20 protein-coding genes, 1 tRNA gene and 2 pseudogenes are annotated in these 23,736 nt (G+C 69.0%); 9 read left to right on the top strand and 14 right to left on the bottom strand.

Features of this window, described 5'->3' with window-relative positions; translation table 11 throughout:
- Positions 1 to 432: 432 nt before the first annotated feature.
- The 6 genes from MQC88_RS03920 to murJ form a co-directional block, all read right to left on the bottom strand.
- Positions 433 to 508 (bottom strand) — tRNA-Thr (locus MQC88_RS03920).
- Positions 509 to 593: 85 nt separating this feature from the next.
- The gene (gene ispH, locus MQC88_RS03925; protein ID WP_243319306.1) at positions 594 to 1,559 is read right to left on the bottom strand and encodes a 4-hydroxy-3-methylbut-2-enyl diphosphate reductase; all 966 of its coding nucleotides are present in this window, start codon (positions 1,557 to 1,559) and stop codon (positions 594 to 596) included.
- A gap of 61 nt (positions 1,560 to 1,620) precedes the next feature.
- Positions 1,621 to 2,112 carry a signal peptidase II gene (gene lspA, locus MQC88_RS03930; RefSeq protein ID WP_243319307.1) on the bottom strand — a complete coding sequence of 164 codons (492 nt, stop codon included), beginning with the start codon at positions 2,110 to 2,112 and terminating at the stop codon, positions 1,621 to 1,623.
- Complete coding sequence (gene ileS / locus MQC88_RS03935) at positions 2,112 to 4,955, bottom strand: isoleucine--tRNA ligase (protein ID WP_243320267.1); 2,844 nt, start codon at positions 4,953 to 4,955, stop codon at positions 2,112 to 2,114. Before ileS ends, lspA begins: the two co-directional genes overlap by 1 nt.
- A 74-nt stretch (positions 4,956 to 5,029) precedes the next feature.
- Positions 5,030 to 6,016 (bottom strand): bifunctional riboflavin kinase/FAD synthetase, encoded by a 987-nt coding sequence (locus tag MQC88_RS03940; RefSeq protein WP_243319308.1) that lies wholly within the window; start codon positions 6,014 to 6,016, stop codon positions 5,030 to 5,032.
- 136 nt (positions 6,017 to 6,152) lie between these two features.
- Positions 6,153 to 7,754: a murein biosynthesis integral membrane protein MurJ gene (murJ, locus tag MQC88_RS03945; protein WP_256451750.1), complete on the bottom strand. Its 1,602-nt coding sequence runs from the start codon at positions 7,752 to 7,754 to the stop codon at positions 6,153 to 6,155.
- 191 nt (positions 7,755 to 7,945) lie between these two features.
- Between murJ and rpsT the strand changes: the two genes are divergently transcribed.
- Positions 7,946 to 8,215 carry a 30S ribosomal protein S20 gene (gene rpsT, locus MQC88_RS03950; protein WP_117202729.1) on the top strand — a complete coding sequence of 90 codons (270 nt, stop codon included), beginning with the start codon at positions 7,946 to 7,948 and terminating at the stop codon, positions 8,213 to 8,215.
- An 85-nt stretch (positions 8,216 to 8,300) separates the two neighbouring features.
- Here rpsT and obgE read toward each other — a convergent pair whose 3' ends face one another.
- From obgE to rplU, 3 genes are all read right to left on the bottom strand, one after another.
- Positions 8,301 to 9,368, bottom strand: coding sequence for a GTPase ObgE (gene obgE / locus MQC88_RS03955; protein ID WP_243319309.1), 1,068 nt, complete (start codon positions 9,366 to 9,368; stop codon positions 8,301 to 8,303).
- A 129-nt stretch (positions 9,369 to 9,497) separates the two neighbouring features.
- Positions 9,498 to 9,758, bottom strand: a complete 261-nt coding sequence (gene rpmA, locus MQC88_RS03960) for a 50S ribosomal protein L27 (protein ID WP_243319310.1) — start codon at positions 9,756 to 9,758, stop codon at positions 9,498 to 9,500.
- Between the two features lie 12 nt (positions 9,759 to 9,770).
- Positions 9,771 to 10,097, bottom strand: a complete 327-nt coding sequence (rplU, locus tag MQC88_RS03965) for a 50S ribosomal protein L21 (RefSeq protein WP_243319311.1) — start codon at positions 10,095 to 10,097, stop codon at positions 9,771 to 9,773.
- Positions 10,098 to 10,652: 555 nt separating this feature from the next.
- Here rplU and uvrA point away from each other — a divergent pair.
- Positions 10,653 to 13,529: pseudogene (gene uvrA, locus MQC88_RS03970) on the top strand (excinuclease ABC subunit UvrA); the annotation flags it as partial.
- Positions 13,529 to 13,966, top strand: a complete 438-nt coding sequence (locus MQC88_RS03975) for an acyl-CoA thioesterase (RefSeq protein WP_243319313.1) — start codon at positions 13,529 to 13,531, stop codon at positions 13,964 to 13,966. The pseudogene uvrA and the gene MQC88_RS03975, both read left to right, overlap by 1 nt.
- Positions 13,967 to 14,145: 179 nt before the next feature.
- Here the strand turns inward: MQC88_RS03975 and MQC88_RS03980 are convergent, their stop codons facing one another.
- Positions 14,146 to 14,616: a copper chaperone PCu(A)C gene (locus MQC88_RS03980; protein WP_243319314.1), complete on the bottom strand. Its 471-nt coding sequence runs from the start codon at positions 14,614 to 14,616 to the stop codon at positions 14,146 to 14,148.
- A gap of 38 nt (positions 14,617 to 14,654) precedes the next feature.
- Between MQC88_RS03980 and MQC88_RS03985 the strand changes: the two genes are divergently transcribed.
- Entirely contained in the window at positions 14,655 to 16,238 is a 1,584-nt protein-coding gene (locus MQC88_RS03985) for a DUF4139 domain-containing protein (protein ID WP_243319315.1), read from the top strand.
- 2 nt (positions 16,239 to 16,240) lie between these two features.
- Positions 16,241 to 17,011: an enoyl-CoA hydratase/isomerase family protein gene (locus tag MQC88_RS03990; protein ID WP_243320271.1), complete on the top strand. Its 771-nt coding sequence runs from the start codon at positions 16,241 to 16,243 to the stop codon at positions 17,009 to 17,011.
- 118 nt (positions 17,012 to 17,129) lie between these two features.
- Here the strand turns inward: MQC88_RS03990 and MQC88_RS03995 are convergent, their stop codons facing one another.
- The 3 genes and pseudogenes from MQC88_RS03995 to MQC88_RS04005 form a co-directional block, all read right to left on the bottom strand.
- Entirely contained in the window at positions 17,130 to 17,981 is an 852-nt protein-coding gene (locus MQC88_RS03995) for a sulfurtransferase (protein ID WP_243319316.1), read from the bottom strand.
- Positions 17,978 to 18,792: pseudogene (locus MQC88_RS04000) on the bottom strand (NUDIX hydrolase). Before MQC88_RS04000 ends, MQC88_RS03995 begins: the two are co-directional and overlap by 4 nt.
- Positions 18,793 to 18,901: 109 nt before the next feature.
- Entirely contained in the window at positions 18,902 to 19,588 is a 687-nt protein-coding gene (locus MQC88_RS04005) for an FKBP-type peptidyl-prolyl cis-trans isomerase N-terminal domain-containing protein (protein ID WP_243319317.1), read from the bottom strand.
- 224 nt (positions 19,589 to 19,812) lie between these two features.
- Here MQC88_RS04005 and MQC88_RS04010 point away from each other — a divergent pair, with 224 nt between their 5' ends.
- The 4 genes from MQC88_RS04010 (at position 19,813) to MQC88_RS04025 (ending at position 22,938) form a co-directional block, all read left to right on the top strand.
- Positions 19,813 to 20,595 (top strand): enoyl-CoA hydratase-related protein, encoded by a 783-nt coding sequence (locus tag MQC88_RS04010; RefSeq protein WP_243319318.1) that lies wholly within the window; start codon positions 19,813 to 19,815, stop codon positions 20,593 to 20,595.
- Positions 20,596 to 20,656: 61 nt separating this feature from the next.
- Complete coding sequence (locus MQC88_RS04015; RefSeq protein ID WP_243319319.1) at positions 20,657 to 20,992, top strand: hypothetical protein; 336 nt, start codon at positions 20,657 to 20,659, stop codon at positions 20,990 to 20,992.
- On the top strand, positions 20,989 to 21,678 hold the full coding sequence (gene nth / locus MQC88_RS04020) for an endonuclease III (protein WP_243319320.1): 690 nt from the start codon (positions 20,989 to 20,991) through the stop codon (positions 21,676 to 21,678). Before MQC88_RS04015 ends, nth begins: the two co-directional genes overlap by 4 nt.
- Before the next feature lie 108 nt (positions 21,679 to 21,786).
- A complete protein-coding gene (locus tag MQC88_RS04025) occupies positions 21,787 to 22,938 on the top strand; it encodes an OprO/OprP family phosphate-selective porin (protein ID WP_243319321.1) in 1,152 nt (383 codons plus the stop codon).
- Positions 22,939 to 23,009: 71 nt separating this feature from the next.
- Here MQC88_RS04025 and MQC88_RS04030 read toward each other — a convergent pair whose 3' ends face one another.
- Positions 23,010 to 23,582 (bottom strand): NADPH-dependent FMN reductase, encoded by a 573-nt coding sequence (locus MQC88_RS04030; protein ID WP_243319322.1) that lies wholly within the window; start codon positions 23,580 to 23,582, stop codon positions 23,010 to 23,012.
- Positions 23,583 to 23,736: the final 154 nt, after the last annotated feature.

Raw genomic sequence — 23,736 nt, forward strand, 5'->3', positions numbered from 1 at the left:
CCAAGGGCACCACTTGCAGATCTTCCAACGCTTGCGCAAGCGCAGCCATAGGGATGATCCAACGCCCACCTATCTTTGTAAGAAAGGGCACGAGTCGCCCACGCAGCAGCATCGCTCTAACGGCTTGAACCGCGGCACGGTCCTGTCTTCCGTAAAGGACGGATGCGACCTCTTCAGGGCTGAGGGCAACTCGATCTGGGTAGATGGAGCGAAGGATTTCCAAGCTGTTGAATGTTGTCATTCGCAGTTCTTACACGGAAGCCGCCCGCCTTGACCATGCGTCGATCGCGCAAAGAAAAAGCCCCGCTTTTGCAGGGCTTTCTCGGGACACTTCTGGGACACTGGGACAACTCTGGGACACGATTTGCCGGTGTTTGGCGGTCTTTCTAGCAGCTCCAGAGCGTTCTATGTGTTTGTTTTTATTGAAATAGATGGTGCCGGAAATAGGAATCGAACCTACGACCTACGCATTACGAATGCGCCGCTCTACCAACTGAGCTATTCCGGCGTGTTTCGTGGCCCCGGAGCCGTGGTGGCCGGCGGGTGCGGCGACGCCTGCCGCCAGGGGGACGCAGATTCTAGCGGCTCCCGCCTCAGTCGACCAGTTGCAGCCGCAGCTCCCTGGGCAGGGCGAACACCATGTCCTCGGGTTCGCCGTCGAGCTCGCGCACCGCGTGCGCCCCGAGTTGCTGCAGGCGCTCGACCACGCCGCGGACCAGCACGTCCGGCGCCGAGGCCCCGGCGGTGACGCCGATGTGGTGGCGGCCGGCGACCCAGCGCGGATCGATCTCGATCGCACCGTCGATCAGGTGCGCCTCCACGCCCTCGCGCTCGGCCAGCTCGCGCAGCCGGTTGGAATTGGAACTGTTGGGCGAACCGACCACCAGCACCAGGTCGCACTGCCGCGCCAGTTCGCGCACGGCGTCCTGGCGGTTCTGCGTCGCGTAGCAGATGTCGTCGTTGCGCGGACCCTGGATCGACGGGAACTTCTCCCGCAAGGCCTGGATGATGGCGCGCGTGTCGTCGACCGACAGCGTCGTCTGCGTGGTGTAGGCAAGGTTGTCGGGTTGCCCGACCTGGAGAGCGGCGACGTCGTCCAGGTCCTCGACGAGGTGGATGTTCCCGCCTTCGGCCAGCCCGCTTCCCGCCTCGGTGCGCCATTGCCCCATCGTGCCCTCGACCTCGGGATGGCCGGCATGGCCGACGAGCACCATGTCGCGCCCGGCGCGGCACTGGCGCGCGACTTCCAGGTGCACCTTGGTCACCAGCGGGCAGGTCGCGTCGAAAACCTTCAACCCGCGCCGTCCCGCCTCCGCGCGCACCGCCTGCGAAACCCCGTGGGCGCTGAAGATGACGGTGGCGCCGTCCGGCACTTCGTCCAGCTCCTCGACGAAGATCGCGCCGCGGTGCTTGAGCTCGTCGACCACGTAGCGGTTGTGCACGACCTCGTGGCGCACGTAGATCGGCGCGCCGAGGCTGTCGAGCGCACGCTTGACGATCTCGATCGCGCGGTCGACGCCGGCGCAGAAACCACGGGGATTGGCGAGGACGATGTCCATGGTCGTGCTCCCGGCCCAGCGATGGCCGGAATTTCCTGCAGGAATGTCGGTGCCGCCCAGTTTACGCCTTCGGCTTCTGCAGCAGGCCGAACAGGGCGATCCCGACCGCACCGGCGACGATCGCCGAATCCGCCAGGTTGAACGCGGGCCAGTAATGGTCGCGCCAGTACCACTGGATGAAATCGACCACGTGGCCGTGTTGCAGGCGGTCGATGACGTTGCCGATGGCGCCGCCGATCACCAGCGCGAACGGCAGCGCCGTCTTCCAGTCAGCCCGCGGGGTCCTGGCCAGCCACCATGCCAGCAAGCCGCTGATGACCCCCGCCAGCACCACGAACAGGTATTGCTGCCAGCCGCTGGCATCGCTCAGGAAGCTGAACGCCGCACCGGTGTTGTAGGTGCGGAACCAGTTCCAGAAGCCGTCGATCACCGGCACCGGCTGGAATTCCGGCAGGCTGCGCAATACCCACAGCTTGCTGAGCTGGTCCAGCACGACGACCACGGCCGACAACAGCAGCCAGGGCAAGGCATTGCGCTTGATCGCGACGGCCATCAGAACCACCTCCTTGTTTCGCCCACGCCCGCGCCGTCGATGTTGCCGACGCAGCGCGCGCAGATCTCCGGATGCTCCGGATCGCTGCCGACGTCCGCCCTGCGCTGCCAGCAACGCACGCATTTGGGCTTCGTGGTCGGCGTGGCCAGCACCGCGATGTCCGTGGCGGCGTCGTCGGCGACGACCTCCACGTCGCCGCTGATCAACAGGAAGCGCAACTCGTCGACGATGGGCGCCAGCCGGTTCTGGTCGGCCACGCCGCAGCGCAGGGCGATCTCGGCGTCCAGCGCGGCGCCGATCTCGCCGTTGGCGCGCATCGGTTCCAGCACCTTGGCCACGTCGTCGCGCAAGGCCAGCAGGCGCTCGAAGTCCTCCGCGGACAACGGCGCATCATCGGCCAGCGGCTGCAGCCCGTCGTACCAGGTCGAGAACAGCACGTTGCCGCCGCGCTGCGCCTGTCCCGGCGCCGGGGGCAGGTAGCGCCACATCTCGTCGGCGGTGAAGCCCAGGATCGGAGCGATCCAGCGCACCATCGCCTCGGCGACCATGTACATGGCGCTCTGCGCGCTGCGCCGCCCAGCCGAATCCTCCGGCATCGTGTACAGCCGGTCCTTGGTCACGTCCAGGTACAGCGCGCCCAGGTCCACGCTGCAGAAATTCGAAAGCGCCTGCACGATCTCGGCGAAGTCGTAGCGCTCGTAGGCGGCGGCGATCCGCTGTTGCAGTCCGTGCGCGCGATGCACGATCCACTGGTCGAGCGCGACCATGTCCGCCGGCGCCACCAGGTGCCGCGACGGATCGAAGCCATTGAGGTTGCCGAGCAGGAAGCGCGCGGTGTTGCGGATCCGTCGGTAGGCATCGGCGGTGCGCTTGAGGATCTCCTGCGACAGCGACATCTCGTTGCGGTAGTCGGTGGACAGGATCCACAGCCGCAGGATGTCGGCGCCGAGCGTCTTGATGATGTCCTGCGGCTCGATGCCGTTGCCGAGCGACTTGGACATCTTGCGGCCCTGCGCATCGACGGTGAAGCCGTGCGTCAGGCACTGCTTGTACGGCGCGACGCCATCCATTGCCACGCCGGTGAGCAGCGAGGACTGGAACCAGCCGCGATGCTGGTCGGAGCCTTCCAGGTAGAGGTCGGCCGGCTTGTGCAGGCCGTCCTGCGGACGCCTGGCGAGCACGCAGGCATGGGTGACGCCGGAGTCGAACCACACGTCGAGGATGTCGGTCACCTTTTCGTAGCGTGGCGCGTCGGCCCCGAGCAACGTGGCCGGGTCCAGCGCGTGCCAGGCCTCGACGCCTTCGCGCGCGACCATGTCTGCGACCTGGCGCATCAGCGCCGGGGTGTCGGGGTGCGGTTCGCCGCTCTGGCGGTCGTAGAACAGCGCGATCGGCACGCCCCAGGTGCGCTGGCGGCTGATGCACCAGTCCGGGCGGCCCTCGACCATGCCGGCGATGCGCGCCTCGCCCCACTCCGGGATCCAGCGCACGTCCCTGACCGCGGCCAGCGCGTCGCGCCGCAACTGCGCCTGTTCCATCGCGATGAACCACTGCGGCGTGGCGCGGAACGCCACCGGCGTGCGATGGCGCCAGCAATGCGGATAGGCGTGGGTGATGACGGCGTGGGCGAGCAACGAACCATTGCCGCGCAGGACCTCGACGATGGCGTCGTTCGCCTTCCAGATGTGCATGCCCGCAAGCGCCACGCCACCGGCCGCCGGCGTCGACGGCAAATACACGCCGCGGCCATCGACCGGGTTGAGTTCGCCCGCCGTAACCGCGTCGACCAGGCCGTAGCGCTGGCCGACCACGAAGTCGTCCTGGCCATGTCCCGGCGCGGTATGCACGGCGCCGGTGCCGTCTTCGGCGGAGACGTGGTCGCCGAGCAGGATCGGGATTTCGCGGTCGTAGTCGTAGGTGTCGTAGAACGGATGCTGCAGCCGCTGTCCTTCCAGCGCCACGCCCTGCGCGCTGCCGTGCACGACCAGGTCTTCGACACCGTAACGCTGCAACGCCTGCGTCGCCAGCGCCTCGGCCAAGACCAGCAGCCGGCGCCGGCCATCGCGCGTGCGCGGGCCTTCGACCAGCACGTATTCCAGGTCCGGGCCGACGCTCACCGCCAGGCTCGCCGGCAACGTCCACGGCGTGGTGGTCCAGATCGGCACCGCCACCTCGGCGTCGTCGGGCACGGCGACGCCGAATGCGGCAGCCAGCGACCCTGGCTGCCTTGCGGGATAGGCGACGTCGATCGCCGGCGACTGCTTGTCCTGGTATTCGATCTCCGCCTCGGCCAGCGCCGAGCCGCAGTCGAAGCACCAGTGCACGGGCTTCACTCCGCGCGCGAGGTGCCCGCGCTCGATGATCGTCGCCAGCGCGCGCAGCATGTCGGCCTCGTAGGCCAGGTCCATGGTGCGGTACGGGTTGTCCCAGTCGGCGACCACGCCCAGGCGCTTGAAGTCGGCGCGCTGCAGGTCGATCTGGGCTTCGGCGTACTCGCGGCACCTGGCGCGAAACTGCGCGGCGTCGAGCACGCCCCCATCGAGCATGCTGCCGACCTTGCCGAACTTCTTCTCGACCACCAGTTCGATCGGCAACCCGTGGCAGTCCCAGCCCGGCACGAACGGGGCATCGAAGCCCGCCAGCAGGCGCGACTTCACCACCGCGTCCTTGAGCACCTTGTTGACCGCGTGGCCCAGGTGGATCGCGCCGTTGGCGTATGGCGGGCCATCGTGGAACACCCACGACGGGCGGCCCCTGGCCTGCTCGCGGATGCGTGCGTACAGGTCTTCCTGTTGCCAGCGCGCGAGCGTCTCCGGCTCGCGCCGGGGCAGGTCGCCGCGCATCGGGAAGTCGGTGGCCGGCAGGTGGATCGTGGCCTTGTAGCGGTTGGGGTCGGTCGCCGAATCTGCGCTCACGCTCATGCCTGTCGTTGCGATGCTTGTTCTGGAAGGGCCGCACGGGGATGTGCAGGCGTGTGTCCGGTAGCGAGGATATCCCGCGCCTGCGCCGCGTCGCGCTGCATCTGCGCGACCAGCGACGGCAGGTCGTCGAATTTCTCTTCGTCGCGCAGCCTTGCCACGAACTCGACCTCGATCCGGCGCCCGTACAGGTCGCCATCGAAGTCGAACAGGTGCGCTTCCAGCAGCGGTTCGACGCCGTCCACGGTGGGCCGCGTGCCGAAGCTGGACACCGCGGGCATCGGCAGCGCGCCGACGCCATGCACGCGGGTGGCGAAGATCCCCGACAGCGGCGGCACCTTGCCGCCAAAGCGCAGATTGGCGGTCGGGAAACCGAGCGTGCGGCCCAGCTGGCGGCCGCGCACGACGTGGCCGCCGATCGCGTAGGGACGCCCCAGCAGGCGGGCCGCAGCGGTGAAGTCCCCCGCCTGCAACGCCGCGCGGATGCGGGTGCTGGAGACGGCTTCCCCGTCCAATAGCACCGGGGCGATCGCGCCCGCGTCGAAACCGTGGCGCCCGCCCTGCCGCTGCAGCGTCACCAGGTTGCCGCCGCGATGCTGGCCGAAGCGGAAGCCGGGCCCGACCCACGTCTCGCGCACCCCCAGGCGCCGGACCAGGAGTTCGTGCACGAAGGCTTCCGCGCTCATCTCCGTCAGGTGCGGACCGAAGCGCAGCAGGCCCACGGCGTCCGCGCCCAGCGCGCGCAGGCCGAGCACCTTCGCCCGCGCCAGCATCAGGCGCGGCGGCACCGGCCGGGCGAAGTACTCGCGCGGCAGCGGCTCGAAAGTCACCGCGACCGTCGGCACGCCGAGCGCGCGAGCGCGCGCGGCCGCATGGCGCAGCAACGCCTGGTGGCCCAGGTGCAGGCCGTCGAAGGCACCGATGCAGGCCACGCTGCCCTGCGGGCACAGCGGCCCGCCGTCGACGTCGCGGAACAACAGGTTCATGCGTGCGGGAGTTGGTCGGCCCTGCCGTCGCAGGCCGGTCTTTCGTTGGGAATGACCGAAAAGTATAGCCGCGCGCCGCCTCCTCCAAGCCGGGGCCGCAGGCCGGGCGCCCGGCAGTCCGGCGGCGCCTGGCTGCTCAATGACGCAGGTCGCGCGCGCGGATGCCCTGCAACCACAGCAACGCGCCGTAGGCGATGGCGCCAGCCCCGACCACGACCGCCAGCCGCCAGATCCGCTGCCACCACGGCCACGTCGTCCAGTCCGGCCACAGCCACAGCAGGGCCAGCACCACCGCGAGCATGCCGATCGCTGCCACCGCCAGTTGCCGCAGGAAATGGCGCCAGCCCGGCTGCACCTCATACACCGCCGCGCGCCGCAGGTACCACCACAACTGGATCGCGTTGAGCCAGCCGGCCAGCGCGATCGCCAGCGCCAGGCAGGCATGCGCGCCGGAGACGCGGCCGAGCGCTTCGAAGACCTGCCCACCGGACGCCGCCAGCGCCGCCGCACCGCGCTGGGTCAGCACCAGCAGCCCGAACAGCAAGGCCGCGGTGAACAACGCGTTCCCCGCCACCGCCACCACCGCCGCCTTGACCGGCGTCTTCGTGTCCTGGCGCGAGTAGAACGCCGGCGCCAGCACCTTCACCAGCAGGAACGCGGGCACCGCGGTCGCCTGCGCCACCAGGCTCATGCGCGCCATCGCGGTGTCGTGCGCCGAGAAGTTGCCGTGCTGGAACAAGGTGGCGATGAGTGGCTCGGCGCACAGGATCAGGCCCAGGCAAGCGGGCACGCCGATCAGCAGGCACAGGCGGAAACCCCAGTCCAGCGCCTTCGAGAACCCCTGCGGGTCGGTCGAGGCATGGCGTCCGGACAGGTGCGGCAGGATCACAGTGCCGATCGCAACGCCGAACATGCCCAGCGGGAATTCCAGCAGCCGGTCGGTGTAGTACAGCCAGGTCACGCTGCCGCCGACCAGGAACGAAGCCACGATGGTGTTGAGCAGCAGGTTGACCTGCGCCACCGAGGCGCCGAACAGGGTCGGCACCATCAGCTTCATGATCTTGCGCACGCCCGGGGCCCTGACCCCCCAGCGCGGCCGCGGCAGCAGGCCGAGCCTGGCCAGCGACGGCAGCTGGAACGCCAGTTGCAGGATGCCTGCTGCGAACACGCCCCAGGCCAGCGCCAGCACCGGCTCGCGCATGTACGGCGCCAGGCACAGCGCGGCGGCGATCATCGACAGGTTCATCAGCACCGGCGACAACGCCGGCACGGCGAAGCGCTGGTAGCTGTTGAGGATGCCACCGGCCAGCGACGCCAGCGAGATGAACAGTGCGTACGGGAAGGTGATCCGCAGCATCTGCGCCGCCAACCGGCCTTGCTCGGTCCCGGCGCCGAAACCCGGCGCGAACACCGGCATGATCCAGGGCGCGGCCAGCACCGCCACCGCCGTCAGCACCAGCAGGAAGGCGGCCAGGGTGCCGGCAACGCGATCCACCAGCAGCTTGACCGCGGCATGGTCGCCCCGCGCCTTGTATTCGGCCAGCACCGGCACGAACGCCATCGAGAACGAGCCCTCGGCGGACAGCCGTCGCATGAAGTTCGGGATCCGGAAGGCGACCACGAACGCGTCCATCATCGGGCTGGCGCCGAAGACCGCCGCGTAGACCTGGTCGCGGACCAGGCCGGAGACGCGCGAGAAGAAGGTCATGGTGCTGAACACGGCGGTCGAGCGCAGCAGGCCGACCCGGCGCGGGACCGCCGCCGTCGGATCCAGGCCCGATTCCGGGCCGGGCCGGCGAGCGCTCACGCCCGGGCTCCGGCAGCGGCCACCTTGTTGACGCAAGTCCATGAATCGCCCATACTTTCCTGTCTGCCCGGGGCGAAACCCGCGGCTTTCCCCTTCACCTCACCCAGTTTCCAGGATTCCAAGTGGCCAACATCAAGTCCGCCAAGAAGCGCGCCAAGCAGACCGTCGTGCGCAATGCCCGCAACGCCGGCCAGCGTTCGATGCTGCGCACCGCCGTCAAGAAGGTGCTCAAGGCGCTCGACGCCAACGATGCCGCGGGCGCGCAGGCCGCGTTCGCCGTCGCCCAGCCGATCCTGGACCGCTTCAGCGCGCGTGGCCTGATCCACAAGAACAAGGCCGCCCGCCACAAGAGCCGCCTGAGCGCACGCATCAAGGCGCTCAAGGCCGCCTGATCCGGCAGCCGCTGGCGCAACACCGAAAAACCCGGCCACCGCCGGGTTTTTTGTTGCCCGGCCCCCGGCTTGCAGGCGCATCGGTTCAGCCCTCACCGGCACCGCCGGCCCGCGCCTGCTCCGCCTGCTCTTCGCGCAAGCGGTCGAAGAACGCCTGCACGTCGAGCATGATCGGCCAGGTGCCTTCGCGCGCGATCGCCGACACCAGGTACCACGGCTGGGTCCAGCCCAGCTCCGCGACGATCGCCTGCGCGGCCGCGCGGGCCTCGTCCTCGAACATCAGGTCGGCCTTGTTGAGCACCAGCCAGCGAGGCTTGCGCAGCAGTTCCGGATCGTGCCTGCCCAGTTCGCGTTCGATCGCGCGCACCTGCTCGATCGCGCTGATGCCTTCGACGCCGCCTTCCATCGGCGCGATGTCGACCAGGTGCAGCAGCAGGCGCGTGCGCTGCAGGTGGCGCAGGAACTGCGCGCCCAGGCCGGCGCCATCGGCCGCCCCCTCGATCAGGCCGGGGATGTCGGCGATCACGAAGCTGCGGTGCGGCTCGACGCTGACCACGCCCAGGTTCGGGTACAGGGTGGTGAACGGATAATCCGCGACCTTCGGCGTCGCCGCCGAGACCGCGCGGATGAAGGTGCTCTTGCCGGCGTTGGGAAAGCCGAGCAGGCCGACATCGGCCAGCAGCTTCAGTTCAAGCTTGAGCGTGCGCTGCTCGCCCTCCGCGCCCGGCGTGGACTGCCGCGGCGACCGGTTGGTCGAACTCTTGAAATGCATGTTGCCGAGGCCGCCCTTGCCACCGCGCGCGACCAGCAGGCGATCGCCATGCGCGGTGAGGTCGCCGATCACCTCGTCGGTGTCGACGTTGACCACGACCGTGCCGACCGGGACGGTGATGACCTTGTCCTCGCCGCCCTTGCCGTACATCTGGCTGCCCATGCCGTTCTCGCCGCGCTGCGCCTTGAACTGGCGCTGGTGGCGGAAGTCGACCAGGGTGTTGAGGTTCTCGTCGGCCTGCAGCCAGACGTCACCGCCATTGCCGCCGTCGCCGCCGTCCGGCCCGCCGAGCGGGATGAACTTCTCTCGGCGGAAGCCCACGCAGCCGTTGCCGCCGTTGCCGGCGATGACGGTGATTTCTGCTTCGTCGACGAGTTTCATGGGGAGCCGTAAAGGGAGGTGGGTGGTTCGGACTGCTGCACAGCGCCGGTTGGCGAGTCTATCGGGATTCGGCGCCACCAACGAAAAGCCCCGCACGCGGCGGGGCTTTCGTAGAAACGCCGCGCGCGGTCAGTCGACTGCAACCACGCTCACGGTGCGACGCTTCTTGGGACCCTTGACCGAGAACTCGACCTTGCCGTCGACCAGCGCAAACAGCGTGTGGTCGCGGCCCAGGCCGACGCCCATGCCCGGATGGAACTGGGTGCCGCGCTGGCGGACGATGATGTTGCCGGCATCGATCGCCTGGCCACCGTACATCTTCACGCCGAGGTACTTGGGATTGGAGTCGCGGCCATTGCGGGTAGAACCACCAGCCTTCTTGTGTGCCATGACGGCTTCTCCTTACTTCTTGTCGCCGGAATCGGAGATCCCGGTGATCTGGATTTCGGTGTAGTGCTGCCGATGGCCCATCTGCTTGCGATGGTGCTTGCGGCGTCGGAACTTGACGATGCGGACCTTGTCGGCGCGGCCGTGGCCGACGACCTTCGCGGTCACGCTGGCGCCCTTGAGCGCGTCGCCGAGCTTGATGCCGTTGCCGTCGCCGAGCATGAGCACGTCGTCGAACGTGATCTCATTGCCGGCCTCGTGCTCGCCCAGCAGCTCGACGCGGAGCGTCTCGCCTTCCATCACGCGGTATTGCTTACCGCCGGTGACCAGTACTGCGTACATGTTGGTGTTTCCTGATTTCGCGGCCTTCGAGGGCCTGGATCTTCTGTAGTTCTTCTTTGCTGCCACGCCATCGAGGGCGGACAGAAGCGGAATTGTAGGGGTTTCAGTGGGTTGGAGCAACTACCGGGACCGGGCGAAGGCCAGCCGAGGCAGACCACCGGACGCGACGAGTACGGAGACCCTGGTATTCGAATGGCCGCCAGCCCCGGCCTGCACCGGGACGACGGTGGCGCGGGCCCGGGTACGAATGTCCCCAGGCCCGCAGGGCGGGAGGCCGCGCCCACGAAGCCCCGAACGGCCGCAGGCCGCACCCCACGAAGCGCCCGAAAGGCGGCAGGCAGGGCAGGAAGCCCCAAGGCTGCAGGCCGCACCGCCCGAGGCCAGGAAACCCGGAACTGAACAACGGGCGGTCGCACCCCCTGCGACGCGGTGCGGGCAGACTGGCATACGGCCGGGTTTGCCCCCAGATCGGTGGCTCGCTACGCTCACTTGTTCGGTCCCGGCCCAGCCGGCGGCCCTCCCCACCCTTCCCCGCAGCCGAGGCCACATCCCACGATGGCGATGGATTTCATCCGCATCCGCGGCGCGCGGACGCACAACCTCAAGAACATCGACCTCGACCTGCCGCGCGAGAAGCTGATCGTGATCACCGGCCTGTCGGGCTCCGGCAAGTCATCGCTCGCCTTCGACACGATCTACGCCGAGGGCCAGCGCCGCTACGTCGAATCGCTGTCGGCCTACGCCCGGCAGTTCCTGAGCGTGATGGAAAAGCCGGACGTCGACCACATCGAAGGGCTGTCGCCGGCGATCTCGATCGAGCAGAAATCCACCTCGCACAACCCGCGCTCCACCGTCGGCACCATCACCGAGATCTACGACTACCTGCGCCTCCTGTATGCGCGCGTCGGTGTCCCGCGCTGCCCCGACCACGGCTACCCGCTCGAGGCGCAGACCATCAGCCAGATGGTCGACCAGGTGCTGGCGCTGGAGCAGGACCCGGCGAAAGCCGGGCAGCGCTGGATGCTGCTGGCACCGGTGGTGCGCGACCGCAAGGGCGAGCATGCGCAGGTGTTCGAGCAGCTGCGCGCGCAGGGATTCGTGCGCGTGCGCGTGGACGGCGTGCTGCACGAGATCGACGCGGTGCCGCCGCTGGCGCTGCGGCAGAAGCACACGATCGAGGCGGTGATCGACCGCTTCAAGGTCCGCGAGGACATCCGTCAGCGGCTGAGCGAAAGCTTCGAGACCGCGCTCAAGCTCGGCGACGGCATGGCCCAGGTGCAGTCGCTGGATCACGCCGACATTGCGCCGCTGCTGTTCTCGTCCAAGTACAGCTGCCCGGTCTGCGACTACTCGCTGCCGGAGCTGGAACCGCGGCTGTTCTCGTTCAACTCGCCGGTCGGCGCCTGCCCGACCTGCGACGGCCTGGGCGTGTCGCAGTTCTTCGATCCGGCGCGCGTGGTGGTGCACCCGGAACTGTCGCTGGCCGCGGGCGCGGTGCGCGGCTGGGACCGGCGCAACGCCTATTACTTCCAGCTGATCCAGTCGCTGGCGCGGCACTATGCGTTCAGCGTCGACACCCCGTGGCAGGAACTCGACGAATACGTGCGCGAGGCGATCCTGCACGGCAGCAAGGGCGAGCTGATCGGCTTCACCTACCTCACCGATGCCGGCGGCCGCAGCCAGCGCCGGCACAAGTTCGAGGGCATCCTGCCGAACCTGGAGCGCCGCTATCGCGAGACCGAATCGGCGGCGGTACGCGAGGAGCTGGCCAAGTACATCAGCGAGCGCGCCTGCACCGAATGCGATGGCGCGCGGCTCAACCGCAGTGCGCGCAACGTATTCGTCGGCGATACCCCGCTGCCGCGGATCGTGGTGCTGCCCATCGACCAGGCGCTGTCGTTCTTCGGCCAGCTGCAGCTGCCCGGCTGGCGCGGCGAGATCGCGGGCAAGATCGTCAAGGAAATCCGCGAACGCCTGACCTTCCTGGTCGACGTCGGCCTCGATTACCTGACCCTGGAACGCAAGGCCGACACGCTTTCCGGCGGCGAAGCGCAGCGCATCCGCCTGGCCTCGCAGATCGGCGCCGGCCTGGTAGGGGTGATGTACGTGCTCGACGAACCTTCGATCGGCCTGCACCAACGCGACAACGAGCGCCTGCTCGGCACCCTCACCCGCCTGCGCGACCTCGGCAACACCGTGATCGTGGTCGAGCACGACGAGGACGCGATCCGGCTGGCCGACCACATCGTCGACATCGGCCCGGGCGCCGGCGTGCACGGCGGCGAAGTCGTCGCCCAGGGCAGTTACGCCGACGTCCTGAAGGCGCCGCGCTCGGTCACCGGGCAGTTCCTGTCGGGCAAGCGCCGGATCGAAGTCCCGCGCACGCGCCACAAGCCGAACCCGAAGATGCTGCTCAGGCTCGAAGGCGCGACCGGCAACAACCTCAAGGACGTGGACCTGGAGATCCCGGCCGGGCTGTTCACCGCGATCACCGGCGTTTCCGGTTCCGGCAAGTCGACGCTGGTCAACGACACGCTGTACGCGCTGGCCGCCAACGAGATCAATGGCGCCTCGCACAAGCCGGCGCCGCACCGCGGCATCGAGGGCCTGGACCTGTTCGACAAGGTGGTCGACATCGACCAGTCGCCGATCGGTCGCACGCCGCGTTCCAACCCCGCCACCTACACCGGGCTGTTCACGCCGCTGCGCGAACTGTTCGCGCAGGTGCCGGAGGCGCGCGCGCGCGGCTACGCGCCCGGGCGCTTCAGCTTCAACGTGCGCGGCGGCCGCTGCGAGGCCTGCCAGGGCGACGGCCTGATCAAGGTGGAGATGCATTTCCTCCCGGACGTGTACGTGCCCTGCGACGTCTGCCACGGCAAGCGCTACAACCGCGAGACGCTGGAGATCCTGTACAAGGGCTTCAGCATCCACGACGTGCTGGAGATGACCGTCGAGGATGCGCTGAAACTGTTCGAGCCGGTGCCCTCGATCGCGCGCAAGCTCGAGACCCTGCTCGACGTCGGCCTGAGTTACGTCAAGCTCGGGCAGCCGGCGACCACGCTTTCCGGCGGCGAGGCGCAACGGGTCAAGCTGTCGAAGGAGCTCTCGCGCCGCGACACCGGCCGCACCCTGTACATCCTCGACGAACCGACCACGGGCCTGCACTTCCACGACATCGAACACCTGCTCGCGGTGCTGCACAAGCTGCGCGACGACGGCAACACCATCGTGGTGATCGAGCACAACCTGGACGTGATCAAGACCGCGGACTGGGTCGTCGACCTGGGCCCGGAAGGCGGCCATCGCGGCGGCCAGGTCATCGCCCAGGGCACACCGGAGGAACTGGCGAAGATGCCGCGATCGTGGACCGGCCAGTTCCTGGCAAAGTCGCTGGGCGCCGAGGCCAGGCCGGCGAAGCGGAAATCCGCGGCATGAGCGGCGTCGACGCCGGCGCAACGCCCGGGCCGGTCCTGTTCCGGCTGCCCATCGCCCCACGCTGGCGCGACCTGGACGCCTTCGACCACGTCAACAACTCGAACTTCCTCACCTACCTCGAGGAAGCGCGGATCCAGTGGTTCGTCAGCCTGGGCAAACCTTGGATGAGCGACACCATGGCGCCGCTGCTGGCCGCGGTGCAGATCAACTACCGGCTGCCGATCGCCTATCCGGCGCAGGTCGTGGTGGAGTTGTTCGCGCAACGCATCGGCAACAGCAGCGTGACCATCGGCCATCGCATCGTCTCGGTCGACGGCGCGGCGCTGCATGCCGATGGGCACGTGGTGATGGTCTGGGTCGATCGCGCCAGCGGCAAGCCGGTGGCGCTGCCCGCGGCCGTGCGCGAAATCGCGGGCGCAAAGGGGTCAGAGTGAATTTCGCGCCAGGCAACTGGCCCACGGGCGAACCCACGGGTCGCGAAACTTCGCTCTGACCCCTTTGCGCTGACCCCTTTGCGCGAATTTCGCCCCGGGCCAGCGGCACCCGGGCGCGTAACCGGGCCACGAATCTTCGCTCCGACCCTTTTGCCGATCAGGCGCGGGCTCGTCGGCAATTACTCCGGCGCGCTGGCGCCGCGCACCACGAATTCGCCCAGCACGGTGCGGCCGTCCTGCAGCTTGAACGCGACGGCGACCCTGCTGCCCGCCTTCAGCGGCGCGCGAGGCTGCATCAGCATCAGGTGCAGGCCGCCGGGCTTGAGCACGGCCGCGTCGTCGGGCGCGATGCGCAGGTCGGGCACCGGGCGCATGCGGCTGACGCCGTCGACGATCCGGGTTTCGTGCACCGAGATGTCACCGAATGCGGGACTGCTGGCCGACACGATCGTCGCCGGCATCGGGCAGCGGTTCTCGATCCGGCCGAACCCGGCCATCATCGGCATCGCCCCCGCCATCGGCCCGGGCGGCATGCGCACCCAGCCATCGCGCACCTGCGGCATGCAATCACGGTCGCGGGCGCAGGCCGCCACCGACAGCAGGCACAACGACAGCAGCAACCACGGCAACGGCGTGCGAGTCATCTTCATCGGCCTATGATAGCGACAAGCCATTGCCGGAGTCGCCGATGCCACTGCCCCTGACAACGCGCCCATTGCCGCTGGCCCTGCTGGCCTGCGCGATCGCAGCCTGTTCGCCGTCGCGCGCGCCCGACAGCGCCGCACCGGCCGCCGTCGCCACGAAGCCCGCGGCTGCGGCCAAGGCCGACCAGGCCGGCAGCGTCGTGGCCAATGGCGCGCTCCGGCTGACCGTGTACAGCGGCGATTACGACGCCCTCGCCGCGCGCGGCGGCACGCCGGCAAGCGACATGCCCGGCTATGCCCTGGTCGCCAACACGCTGCGCTACGACCTCGAGGCCGGCGCCAACACCATCACCCTGGGCCACTTGCCGCGGGCGCTGGACATTGCCGCCGTGTCGCTGCGGCCGGCCGATCCCGGGATCGCGATCCGTGGCCAGCGCTACCTGGCGGCGCCCGCCAACGCCGCCGCGGTGCTGGCGACCGCGCTCGGGCAGCGGGTGGCGGTCGAGCACACCTCCGGTGGTGCCAAGCAGAGCGACAGCGGGATCCTGGTTGCGGCCGGCAACGGCCTCACGCTTGCGCTGGCCGACGGCCGCACCAAGGTGATCCGCGAGTACGACAACTTCAGCCTGCTGGAAGCCGACCGGCAGCCGCCAGCGCAACCCACGCTACGCTGGCAATTGCAGGCGCAACGCGCCGGCGCCGCGGACTTCGCGTTGTCCTACCCCACCGGCGGCCTGGCCTGGCGCGCCGAATACCTCGCGGTGCTGGCGCCTGGCAAGGACTGCAGGCTGGCGCTGGACGGCGCGGCCCTGGTGGCCAACCGCTCCGGTGTCGGCTTCCGCGACGCGGCGCTGACGCTGGTGGCCGGCGAACCCGAGCGCGTGCGCGGGCAAGCGCCGGAAATGTTCGAGGCCGCCGCCGATTCCGCCACGTTTGCGCGCGTGGCATCGGCGCCGCCGATGCCGCAGCCGCGCGTTTCCGGCGAGTACTACGCCTATCCGATCCCGGCGAAGACCACGCTGGCCGACGGCGCGATCGAGCGCGTGCCGCTGTTCGCACGCCTGCCCGCGGTGGCTTGCGAGCGCGCCTACGAGACCACGCCGCAGGCCGATGTCTGGCAACCGCCGCAGCCCCTGCTCGATCCCGGCTACAACAACGACGTCGGCCCGCAACCGGTGAAGGCGACGGTGTCGTTCGCCAACACCAGGGCCTCCGGCCTCGGCCGCCCGTTGCCGGCCGGGCGCGTGCGCGTGTTCGACGGCGGCGACTTCCTCGGCGAGTCGCAGCTCGCGCATACGCCCGACGGCGCCGAGATCCACCTGCAGGTCGGCACTGCCTTCGACCTCTCCGCCGAACGCGTGCGCAAGGCCTTCCAGGTCGATCGCGGCGGTCGCAACATGACCGAATCGTTCGCCGTCACGCTGCGCAATGCGAAGAAGACCGACGCCACCGTCAGCGTGGTCGAACCGCTGCCGCGCTGGAGCGACTGGGAAATCATCGCCAGCAGCGTGCCCGCGACGAGGCGCGACGCCCAGCACGCGGAATTCGCGGTGCCGGTCCCGGCCGGTGGCGAGGCGGTGCTGGGCTACACCGTGCGCTACCGCTGGCCCGAGGGGATGAAGCCTTGAACATGCCCGCTGGCGGGCACCTGGTCGAATGCATCGACCACGGCGCGGTGCGCGAACTCAGGCTGGCGCGCCCGCCAGTCAACGCCCTGGACCCGCAACTGTGCGCCGGGCTTTCTGCCGCCATCGCCGAGGCGATCGCCGAGGGGGTGCAGGGCCTGGTGCTGTCGGGCGGGCCAAAGGTGTTTTCGGCCGGCCTCGACGTGCCTTTCCTGGTCTCGCTCGGCGACGACCGGGCAGCGCTGCGTGCCGCGTGGGAGGCCTTTTTCGAGGCAGCGCGCGCGCTTGCGCAGTCGCCGGTGCCGGTGGTGGCCGCGCTCGGTGGCCACGCACCCGCCGGCGGTTGCGTGCTGGCGCTGTGCTGCGATTACCGGGTGATGGCGAGCGGTCCGTTCGCCATCGGCCTGAACGAAACCCAGGTCGGACTGGTCGCGCCGGAAGGCATCCAGCACCTGCTGGCACGCGTGGTGGGGCAGCATCGCGCCGAACGGCTGCTGGTCGCCGGCGACCTGGTCGAATCAGAGCGTGCGCTGGCGCTGGGCCTGGTCGACGAGCTGGTGGAGATCGAGCATGTCGCGGTGCGCGCGCGCGTCTGGCTGGAACAGCTGCTGGCGCTGCCGCGGCAGCCGATGTTGATGACCCGGCGGATTGCACGCGCCGACCTCGTCGCCGCGCTGGCACCCGAACGCATCGGGCTGCAGCGCTTCGTGGACGCCTGGTTCGCGCCCGACACCCAGGCCGCGCTGCGCGAGCTGATGGCGAAGCTGGGCAAGTAACCAAGGCGCTGCCCGCGTCAACATAGAACCGTGGGAGCGGCTTCAGCCGCGAGCTTTTGCAGGCGGGCCATGGCTGCCGGCAAGAGCTCGCGGCTAAAGCCGCTCCCACGGGAAGTCCTCAGGCCGGCCCGGTGGCGACCGGCCGCGACGGATCGGCGATCCAGCCGCTCCACGAGCCGGTGAACAGCCTGGCGCCGCGGATCCCGGCGCGTTCCAGCGCCAGCAGGTGGTGGCAGGCAGTGACCCCGCTGCCGCACATCACGATGGTCTGCGCCGGCGCATGTTCGCCCAGCAGTTCGCGGAATTCGTCCGCCAGCTGCATCGGTGGCTTGAAGCGCCCATCGACCAGGTTGGTGGCATAAGGGCGATTGCGCGCGCCCGGCACGTGGCCGGCGATGCGATCCATGTGCTCGTTCTCGCCGCGGAAGCGATCGGCCGCGCGGGCGTCGATCAGCAGGTCGCCCTGCGCCAGCCGCTCCTGTACGTGCGTGGCGTCGAGCAGCCGGCCGACATCGAACTGCGCCGGGTATTTCACCGCCAGCGGCGCCGGGATGCGGCTGTCCACCGGCAAGCCGAGCGCGGTCCAGCGCGCCCAGCCCCCATCGAGCACGGCGACCTTTTCATGGCCCAGTTCGCGCAGCATGAACCAGGCGCGCGCCGCATGCGCGCCATCGCCATCGTCGTAGACCGCGACCTGGTGGCGGGGCGTGATGCCCCAGGTACCCAGTTTCGCGGTGAAGTCGGCGGCATCGGGCCACGGATGGCGGCCCTGCCCATGCTTGCGATGGTCGGAGAGGTCGCGATCCAGGTGGGCATACACGGCCCCGGGCAGGTGGCCCTGCTGGTAAGCCAGTTCGCCGGCCGCCGGATTCACCAGCGAGAACCGGCAATCGATGATCGCCAGGTCCGCGCGCCCGAGCGCGATCGACAGGGTCTCCGCCTGCACCAGCGTCGTCCATCCGGCCGTCACAAACCCTCCATCCGTTGCCGCAGGTTGAACAGGATCGAAGCCGTCGCGCCCCAGATGCGTTGGCCCGGCACTCCCCTGTCCACGAATTCCAGTACCGTGCGCGGCCGGCCGCGCCAGTCCAGCTGCACGCTGCGCAGGTTGGCGGCAGACATCAGGTAGTCCAGCGGCACCTCGAACACCTCGGCGACCTCGCGAGGATCCGGGCGCGCGACGTAATCCGGCGTGACGGCGGCAACCAGCGGCAGTACCGTGAATCCGGTAACGGTGGCCAGCGGATCCAGCCAGCCCAGCGGCAGCAACTGCGACGGCGCCAGGCCGATCTCCTCGCTGGTTTCACGGACCGCCGCAGCGCGCGCATCGGCATCGGAAAGCTCGATCCGCCCGCCGGGGAAGCTGACCTGCCCGGCGTGGTGGCGCAAAGCCTCGGTGCGCCGCGTCAGCAGTACGCCCACGTCGCGCTCGCGCGGCACCAGCCCCACCAGCACGGCGGCCGGCACCGCGCCGGCGGCGGGCAGCAGGTCGACAACTTCGTCGAGGTTCCAGGCCGCGCCCTGCGGGATCGCAGCCAGCGGGTGCAGCGCGGCCTGCAGACGCTCCAGCGCGGGCGGCAAGGAGATCACACGCCTCCGGGAAGCGCGCCGGCCGCGCGCAACGGCAGCAGTTCCATCAAGCGCAGCCGCTGCTCGTCGTCCATCCGCGTCCACGCCGCGATTTCCGGTGCGCTGCGATGGCAACCCAGGCACAGGCCGGCATCATCCAGGCTGCAGATGCCGATGCAGGGGCTGAGCACGGCACGGAAAGCATGGTTCATCGAACGGTCCTGCCCTGGGTTGCGCGGGGTCGCCGCGGAAAACGGCGGCAACAAAAAACCCGGCCATTGTACCGGCCGGGTCCTAGGTCCTCGGAAAGCGGTGTGCCGCTTAGTTCACGCTGACCAGCTTGACTTCGAACACCACCGCGACATTCGGCGGGAACGGGCTGCGCGGATCGGCCCCAAAGGCCTTGTCCGACGGCAGCGTGACTTCCCACTTGGAGCCGGCCGGCATCTGCGTCAGCACTTCGCGGATCGCGGGCATCTCGATCTCGCTGACCTTGGTCGACGGCATCTTCTGTGCCGGCTGCGCCGGGGTCGGGCGCTGGCCCCACGGGAACGGGCCGGCGACTTCCAGGCTGACGGTGCTGGCCTGGGTCGGCTTGGCGCCGTTGCCGGTTTCGATGATCCGGTACTGCACGCCGCTGGGCATGACCTTCACGCCGGCCTTGGCCTTGTTCTGCGCGATGAAGCTGTCGCTCTTGGTCTTGTTCTCGGCGGCGGCCTTGTCGAATGCGGCCTTGGCCTTGGCCTGCATGCGCTTCTGCATGTCCTGGTAGGCGGTGCGCATCTGGTCCACCGGCACGGCGGGATCCTTCTTCGCGTAGCCGTCCTGCAGCGCCTTGGTCATGGTGTTGAGGTCGAGCGCCTCGCCGCTTTCGATCGCTTCGCGGCCGAGCTGATAGCCCAGGGCGTAGCTGAGCTTGCCCTTGGCGGAAGTGGTGTCCTGCGCAATGGCCAGGCCAGAGGTCAGGGTCAGGGCCGCCAGGGTGGCGGCGAGCAAACGCAACTTCATTCGGTGAGACCTCCGGTTGGAGCTTGCAGGGATCTGGTCATGGAAAACCAGGACCGGGTCATGGACGGGGCGGCCTCGGCCGCCCCTTGGAGAACCAGACACAGTGACGCGCTAGGATAGCGGCCGCAGGGCTTAACCGCCACTGACGACCCCCCTCCGACCAGCTGTCGCAGCGCCGAGTTCCGCGCCGCGCGCAGTCGTTTCCACGAATCCGGCGAGCACTCATGATCGATTCACCCTTGTTGAGCAGCGACCACGGCGCAGTGCGCCTCCTGACCGTCAACCGACCCGACAAGCTGAACGCGTTGAATGGCGCCACGCTCGACGCGCTGCATGCCGCCTTCGACGCCGCCGCGGGCGATCCGGGCGTCCGCGCGGTGGTCCTGACCGGCGCCGGCCCCAAGGCCTTCGTCGCCGGCGCGGACATCGCCGAGATGGCGGCGCTGACCCCGGTGCAGGGTCGCGATTTCTCGCTGCGTGGCCAACGGATGATGCGGGCGGTCGAAACCCTGTCCAAGCCGGTGGTCGCGATGGTCAACGGCTTCGCCCTGGGCGGCGGACTGGAACTGGCGATGTGCTGCCACCTGCGGATCGCATCCGACACGGCCAAGGTCGGCCAGCCCGAGGTCAACCTCGGCCTGATCCCGGGCTTCGGTGGCAGCCAGCGTTTGCTGCGCCTGGCCGGCCGCGCGGCGACGCTGGAGCTCTGCCTGTCCGGCGCGCCGATCGATGCGGCCCGCGCGCTGCAACTGGCCATCGTCAACCGCGTGGTCGCGGCGGCCGACCTCGAAACCCAGACCATGGCGCTGGCGCAGCAGCTCGCCGCCGCCGCGCCACTGGCGTTGCGCGGTGTGCTCGACTGCGTCAACTACGGCGGCGAGTGCGGCATCGAGGAAGGCCTCGCCTACGAAGCCGCGCAATTCGGCCTGATGTTCGCCACCGACGACATGCGCGAAGGCACCACCGCCTTCCTGGAACGGCGCAAGCCCACCTTCGTCGGGCGCTGACACCGCGATGTCCTGTGCCGCCTGCGGTTGCGATGTTGCCTCCGGCGCACGGGCGCATGCCGTGCAGGCCGCGTTGCGCAGGGACGACGTCGATGCGGCGATCGCGCTGGGGCTGCTCGACGCCGGCATCGCCTGCGGGCACTGCAGCACCAGCTGCGGCGCAGAGCTGCAGGGCGCGCGCATCCAGCGCCAACGTGCACTGGCTGCGCGCGAACGCTTCCGCGCCCGCGAAGCGCGACTCGCACGCAGGCTGGGCGAACGCGCCGAACGCCGCAGACCCGTTACGGGCGCCGCCGGCGATGGCAAGGTGCCCGCGGAATCCCCGTCCCTGCCCCCCGCGGCGGCGGCCGCGCTGGCCCGCGCCAAGGCCAGGGCCGCGGGACCACGCGGCCAATGAAGGCCGCGCCGCACCGCAAGCGCACCATCAAGCGACGCCCGGGCAAGCTGCGCCCCGACGAGGTCCGGGAACTGTTCGCGCGCCTGGCCGAACTGGACCCGAAGCCGACCACGGAGCTGGCGTACTCGACGCCGTTCGAGTTGCTGGTCGCGGTGATCCTGTCGGCGCAGGCCACCGATGTCGGCGTCAACAAGGCCACGAAGCGGCTGTTCCCGCTCGCCAACACGCCCGAGCGGCTGCTGGCGCTGGGCGAGGAAGGCCTCAAGCGCCAGATCTCGACCATCGGCCTGTACAACGCCAAGGCCGCGAACGTGATCGCGATGTGCCGGCAATTGCTGGAACGCCACCACGGCGAAGTACCGCGCACCCGCGAAGCGCTCGAGGCCTTGCCGGGCGTCGGCCGCAAGACCGCCAACGTGGTGCTCAATACCGCGTTCGGCGAAGCCACCATCGCGGTCGATACCCACATCTTCCGCGTCGCCAACCGCACCGGGCTTGCGCCGGGCAAGACCGTACGCGCGGTCGAGGACGCGCTGCTCGACGTGGTGCCCGACGAATACCGCCGCGACGCACACCACTGGCTGATCCTGCACGGTCGCTACACCTGCAAGGCGCGCAAGCCTGAATGCCCGCGTTGCCCGATCCGCGACCTGTGCCGCTGGCCGGACAAGACCGACGATCCCTGACTGTCATCGGCATGCAACCGCGGCGCCACAAGACAGCCCTGTCACAATAACGAAAGATTCACGCCCTACGCTGCGCGGCGTCCCTCCCAATCGCCCCAGGGCAATCCAATGAAACTCTCCGCGCATACCCTCTCCCTCGCGCTGCTGGCCGCACTGGCGGCCCCGGCGGCCCACGCCGAAATCGCGATCGACAACATCGCCGATTCCGATGTCAGCTTCGAAGGCCTGCTCCAGACCGACGCTTACTGGTACGACAGCGACGTCCTCGACCTCGATGGCGACCCCGGCGACGGCCTCGATGCCGACTTCGGCCTGCGCCGCGCCGAGCTCGGGCTCAAGGGCAAGGGGCCGGGCAACTTCGAATGGGCGCTGGGCTACGACGCCTCCGGCGACGGCAAGTTCCTCGACGCATTCGCCAAGTACAAGCTCGGCGGCAACAGCAGCCATTTCATCCAGGTTGGCCAGTTCAAGCAGCCCAACAGCCTCGAAGAATTGTCCTCGACGAAGAACAACGACTTCATCTCCAAGGCGATGGTGACCAACACTTTCGCGGTATCACGTCGTCTCGGCGTGGGCGCCGGTTACGGCGCGGGCAACTGGGGCATCACCGGCAGCGTGTTCGGCCACGAACTGACCCGCAACCGCGCCCACGGCAGCGGTTACGGCGCGCGCGGCTTCTGGGCGCCGATCAACGAGAAGGGCAGCATCCTGCACCTGGGCCTGTCGTACGTGGATTACGACACCGACGCCGACACCCTGCGCTATCGCGCCCGACCCGACGCCGACATGTCCGCCCGCCTGATCGATACCGGCAGCATGCGGGACACCGACCGCATCGCTACCCTGGGCGTGGAAGGGCTGTGGGTGAATGGCCCGCTCAAGCTGCAGGCGGAATACATGTCCTCCAAGGTCTCGCGCTATGGCACCGGCTCGGACGACTTCACCGGTACCAGCGGCTACGTCAGCGGCGTATGGAACGTGACCGGCGAAACCTGGGGCTACAAGGCCGGGACCCCGACCACGCCGCTTCCGGACAATCCGGGCTCGGGCATGTGGCAGCTCGGCCTGCGCTACGACACCATGGACCTCAACGATGCCGGCGTGCTCGGCGGCAAGATGGACACGCTCACCGCCGGCGTGAACTGGTACCTGCGCTCGAACTTCAAGTTCATGCTCAACTATGTCAAGGTCAACAGCGACCGCGCTGGCATCAGCGACGATCCCGGCATCCTGGAGGCGCGCGCGCAGTTCTTCTGGTAGGCATCCCGCCCACGCGGGTCCAGCGACGGGCGCGACGAGAGTCGCGCCCGTTGTCGTTCCGCGGGATCCGCTCAGCCTTCGCGCGGCAGGACCGTCAGCACCCGCTCGACGAACAGGTGGAACTCCTGCATGTACTTGCGCAGGAACTCCTCGGTCGACGGGTTGGTCACGGCGCCATCCTCCTCGATCAACCCCGGCTTGAACTGGATGTAGGCTTCCACGGTGTTCATCAGCGGCGAGTTGCAGAAGCACAGCACGCTGCGCAGGTCCTGCTGCGCGACCGCGGTGCCGATCGCGCCGGGCGAAGTACCGATCACCCCGCTGGGCTTGCGGGTGAAGGAGTTCTGCCCCCACGGCCTGCTCGCCCAGTCGATGGCGTTCTTCAGGCCGCCGGGGATGGAGCGGTTGTATTCCGGGGTGACGAACAGCACCCCGTCGACCGCCGCGATCGCCTGCTTGAAGTCGCGCGCCACCGGCGGATAGTCGGCGTCGTAATCGTAGCTGTAGAGCGGCAGGTCGCGGATCGGGATCTCGACCATGTCCAGTTGCCCCGGAGCCAGGCGCACCAGCGCCTTGGACAGCAGGCGGTTGATCGAGCCCTTGGCGAGGCTGCCGACGAAATATCCGATCTTGTAGGTCGTCATGTTTGCTCCTGGGCCGGGGTGGCAGGCGGCAGCATGGACCCGCAAGCGGTTATCGGACGATGAAGCACGCCCCGCACGCCGGCGCGCAGCGACGCTGTCACGGTGCTGCAACCGGAACGACATGCCGCGGTCATCGGGTCGCGATGCAATGCAC

Source organism: Cognatiluteimonas sedimenti (genome assembly GCF_022808325.1).
GTDB classification, from domain to species: domain Bacteria; phylum Pseudomonadota; class Gammaproteobacteria; order Xanthomonadales; family Xanthomonadaceae; genus Cognatiluteimonas; species Cognatiluteimonas sedimenti.

What these genes read in the sequence shown, in the direction of transcription:
- ispH (WP_243319306.1), bottom strand. Translation starts at nt 1,559, where the DNA reads ATGGACATCGTCCTCGCCAATCCCCGTGGTTTCTGCGCCGGCGTCGAC.
- lspA (WP_243319307.1), bottom strand. Translation starts at nt 2,112, where the DNA reads ATGGCCGTCGCGATCAAGCGCAATGCCTTGCCCTGGCTGCTGTTGTCG.
- ileS (WP_243320267.1), bottom strand. Translation starts at nt 4,955, where the DNA reads ATGCGCGGCGACCTGCCCCGGCGCGAGCCGGAGACGCTCGCGCGCTGG.
- MQC88_RS03940 (WP_243319308.1), bottom strand. Translation starts at nt 6,016, where the DNA reads ATGAACCTGTTGTTCCGCGACGTCGACGGCGGGCCGCTGTGCCCGCAG.
- obgE (WP_243319309.1), bottom strand. Translation starts at nt 9,368, where the DNA reads ATGAAACTCGTCGACGAAGCAGAAATCACCGTCATCGCCGGCAACGGC.
- rpmA (WP_243319310.1), bottom strand. Translation starts at nt 9,758, where the DNA reads ATGGCACACAAGAAGGCTGGTGGTTCTACCCGCAATGGCCGCGACTCC.
- rplU (WP_243319311.1), bottom strand. Translation starts at nt 10,097, where the DNA reads ATGTACGCAGTACTGGTCACCGGCGGTAAGCAATACCGCGTGATGGAA.
- MQC88_RS03975 (WP_243319313.1), top strand. Translation starts at nt 13,529, where the DNA reads ATGAGCGGCGTCGACGCCGGCGCAACGCCCGGGCCGGTCCTGTTCCGG.
- MQC88_RS03980 (WP_243319314.1), bottom strand. Translation starts at nt 14,616, where the DNA reads ATGAAGATGACTCGCACGCCGTTGCCGTGGTTGCTGCTGTCGTTGTGC.
- MQC88_RS03985 (WP_243319315.1), top strand. Translation starts at nt 14,655, where the DNA reads ATGCCACTGCCCCTGACAACGCGCCCATTGCCGCTGGCCCTGCTGGCC.
- MQC88_RS03990 (WP_243320271.1), top strand. Translation starts at nt 16,241, where the DNA reads ATGCCCGCTGGCGGGCACCTGGTCGAATGCATCGACCACGGCGCGGTG.
- MQC88_RS04005 (WP_243319317.1), bottom strand. Translation starts at nt 19,588, where the DNA reads ATGAAGTTGCGTTTGCTCGCCGCCACCCTGGCGGCCCTGACCCTGACC.
- MQC88_RS04010 (WP_243319318.1), top strand. Translation starts at nt 19,813, where the DNA reads ATGATCGATTCACCCTTGTTGAGCAGCGACCACGGCGCAGTGCGCCTC.
- nth (WP_243319320.1), top strand. Translation starts at nt 20,989, where the DNA reads ATGAAGGCCGCGCCGCACCGCAAGCGCACCATCAAGCGACGCCCGGGC.
- MQC88_RS04025 (WP_243319321.1), top strand. Translation starts at nt 21,787, where the DNA reads ATGAAACTCTCCGCGCATACCCTCTCCCTCGCGCTGCTGGCCGCACTG.
- MQC88_RS04030 (WP_243319322.1), bottom strand. Translation starts at nt 23,582, where the DNA reads ATGACGACCTACAAGATCGGATATTTCGTCGGCAGCCTCGCCAAGGGC.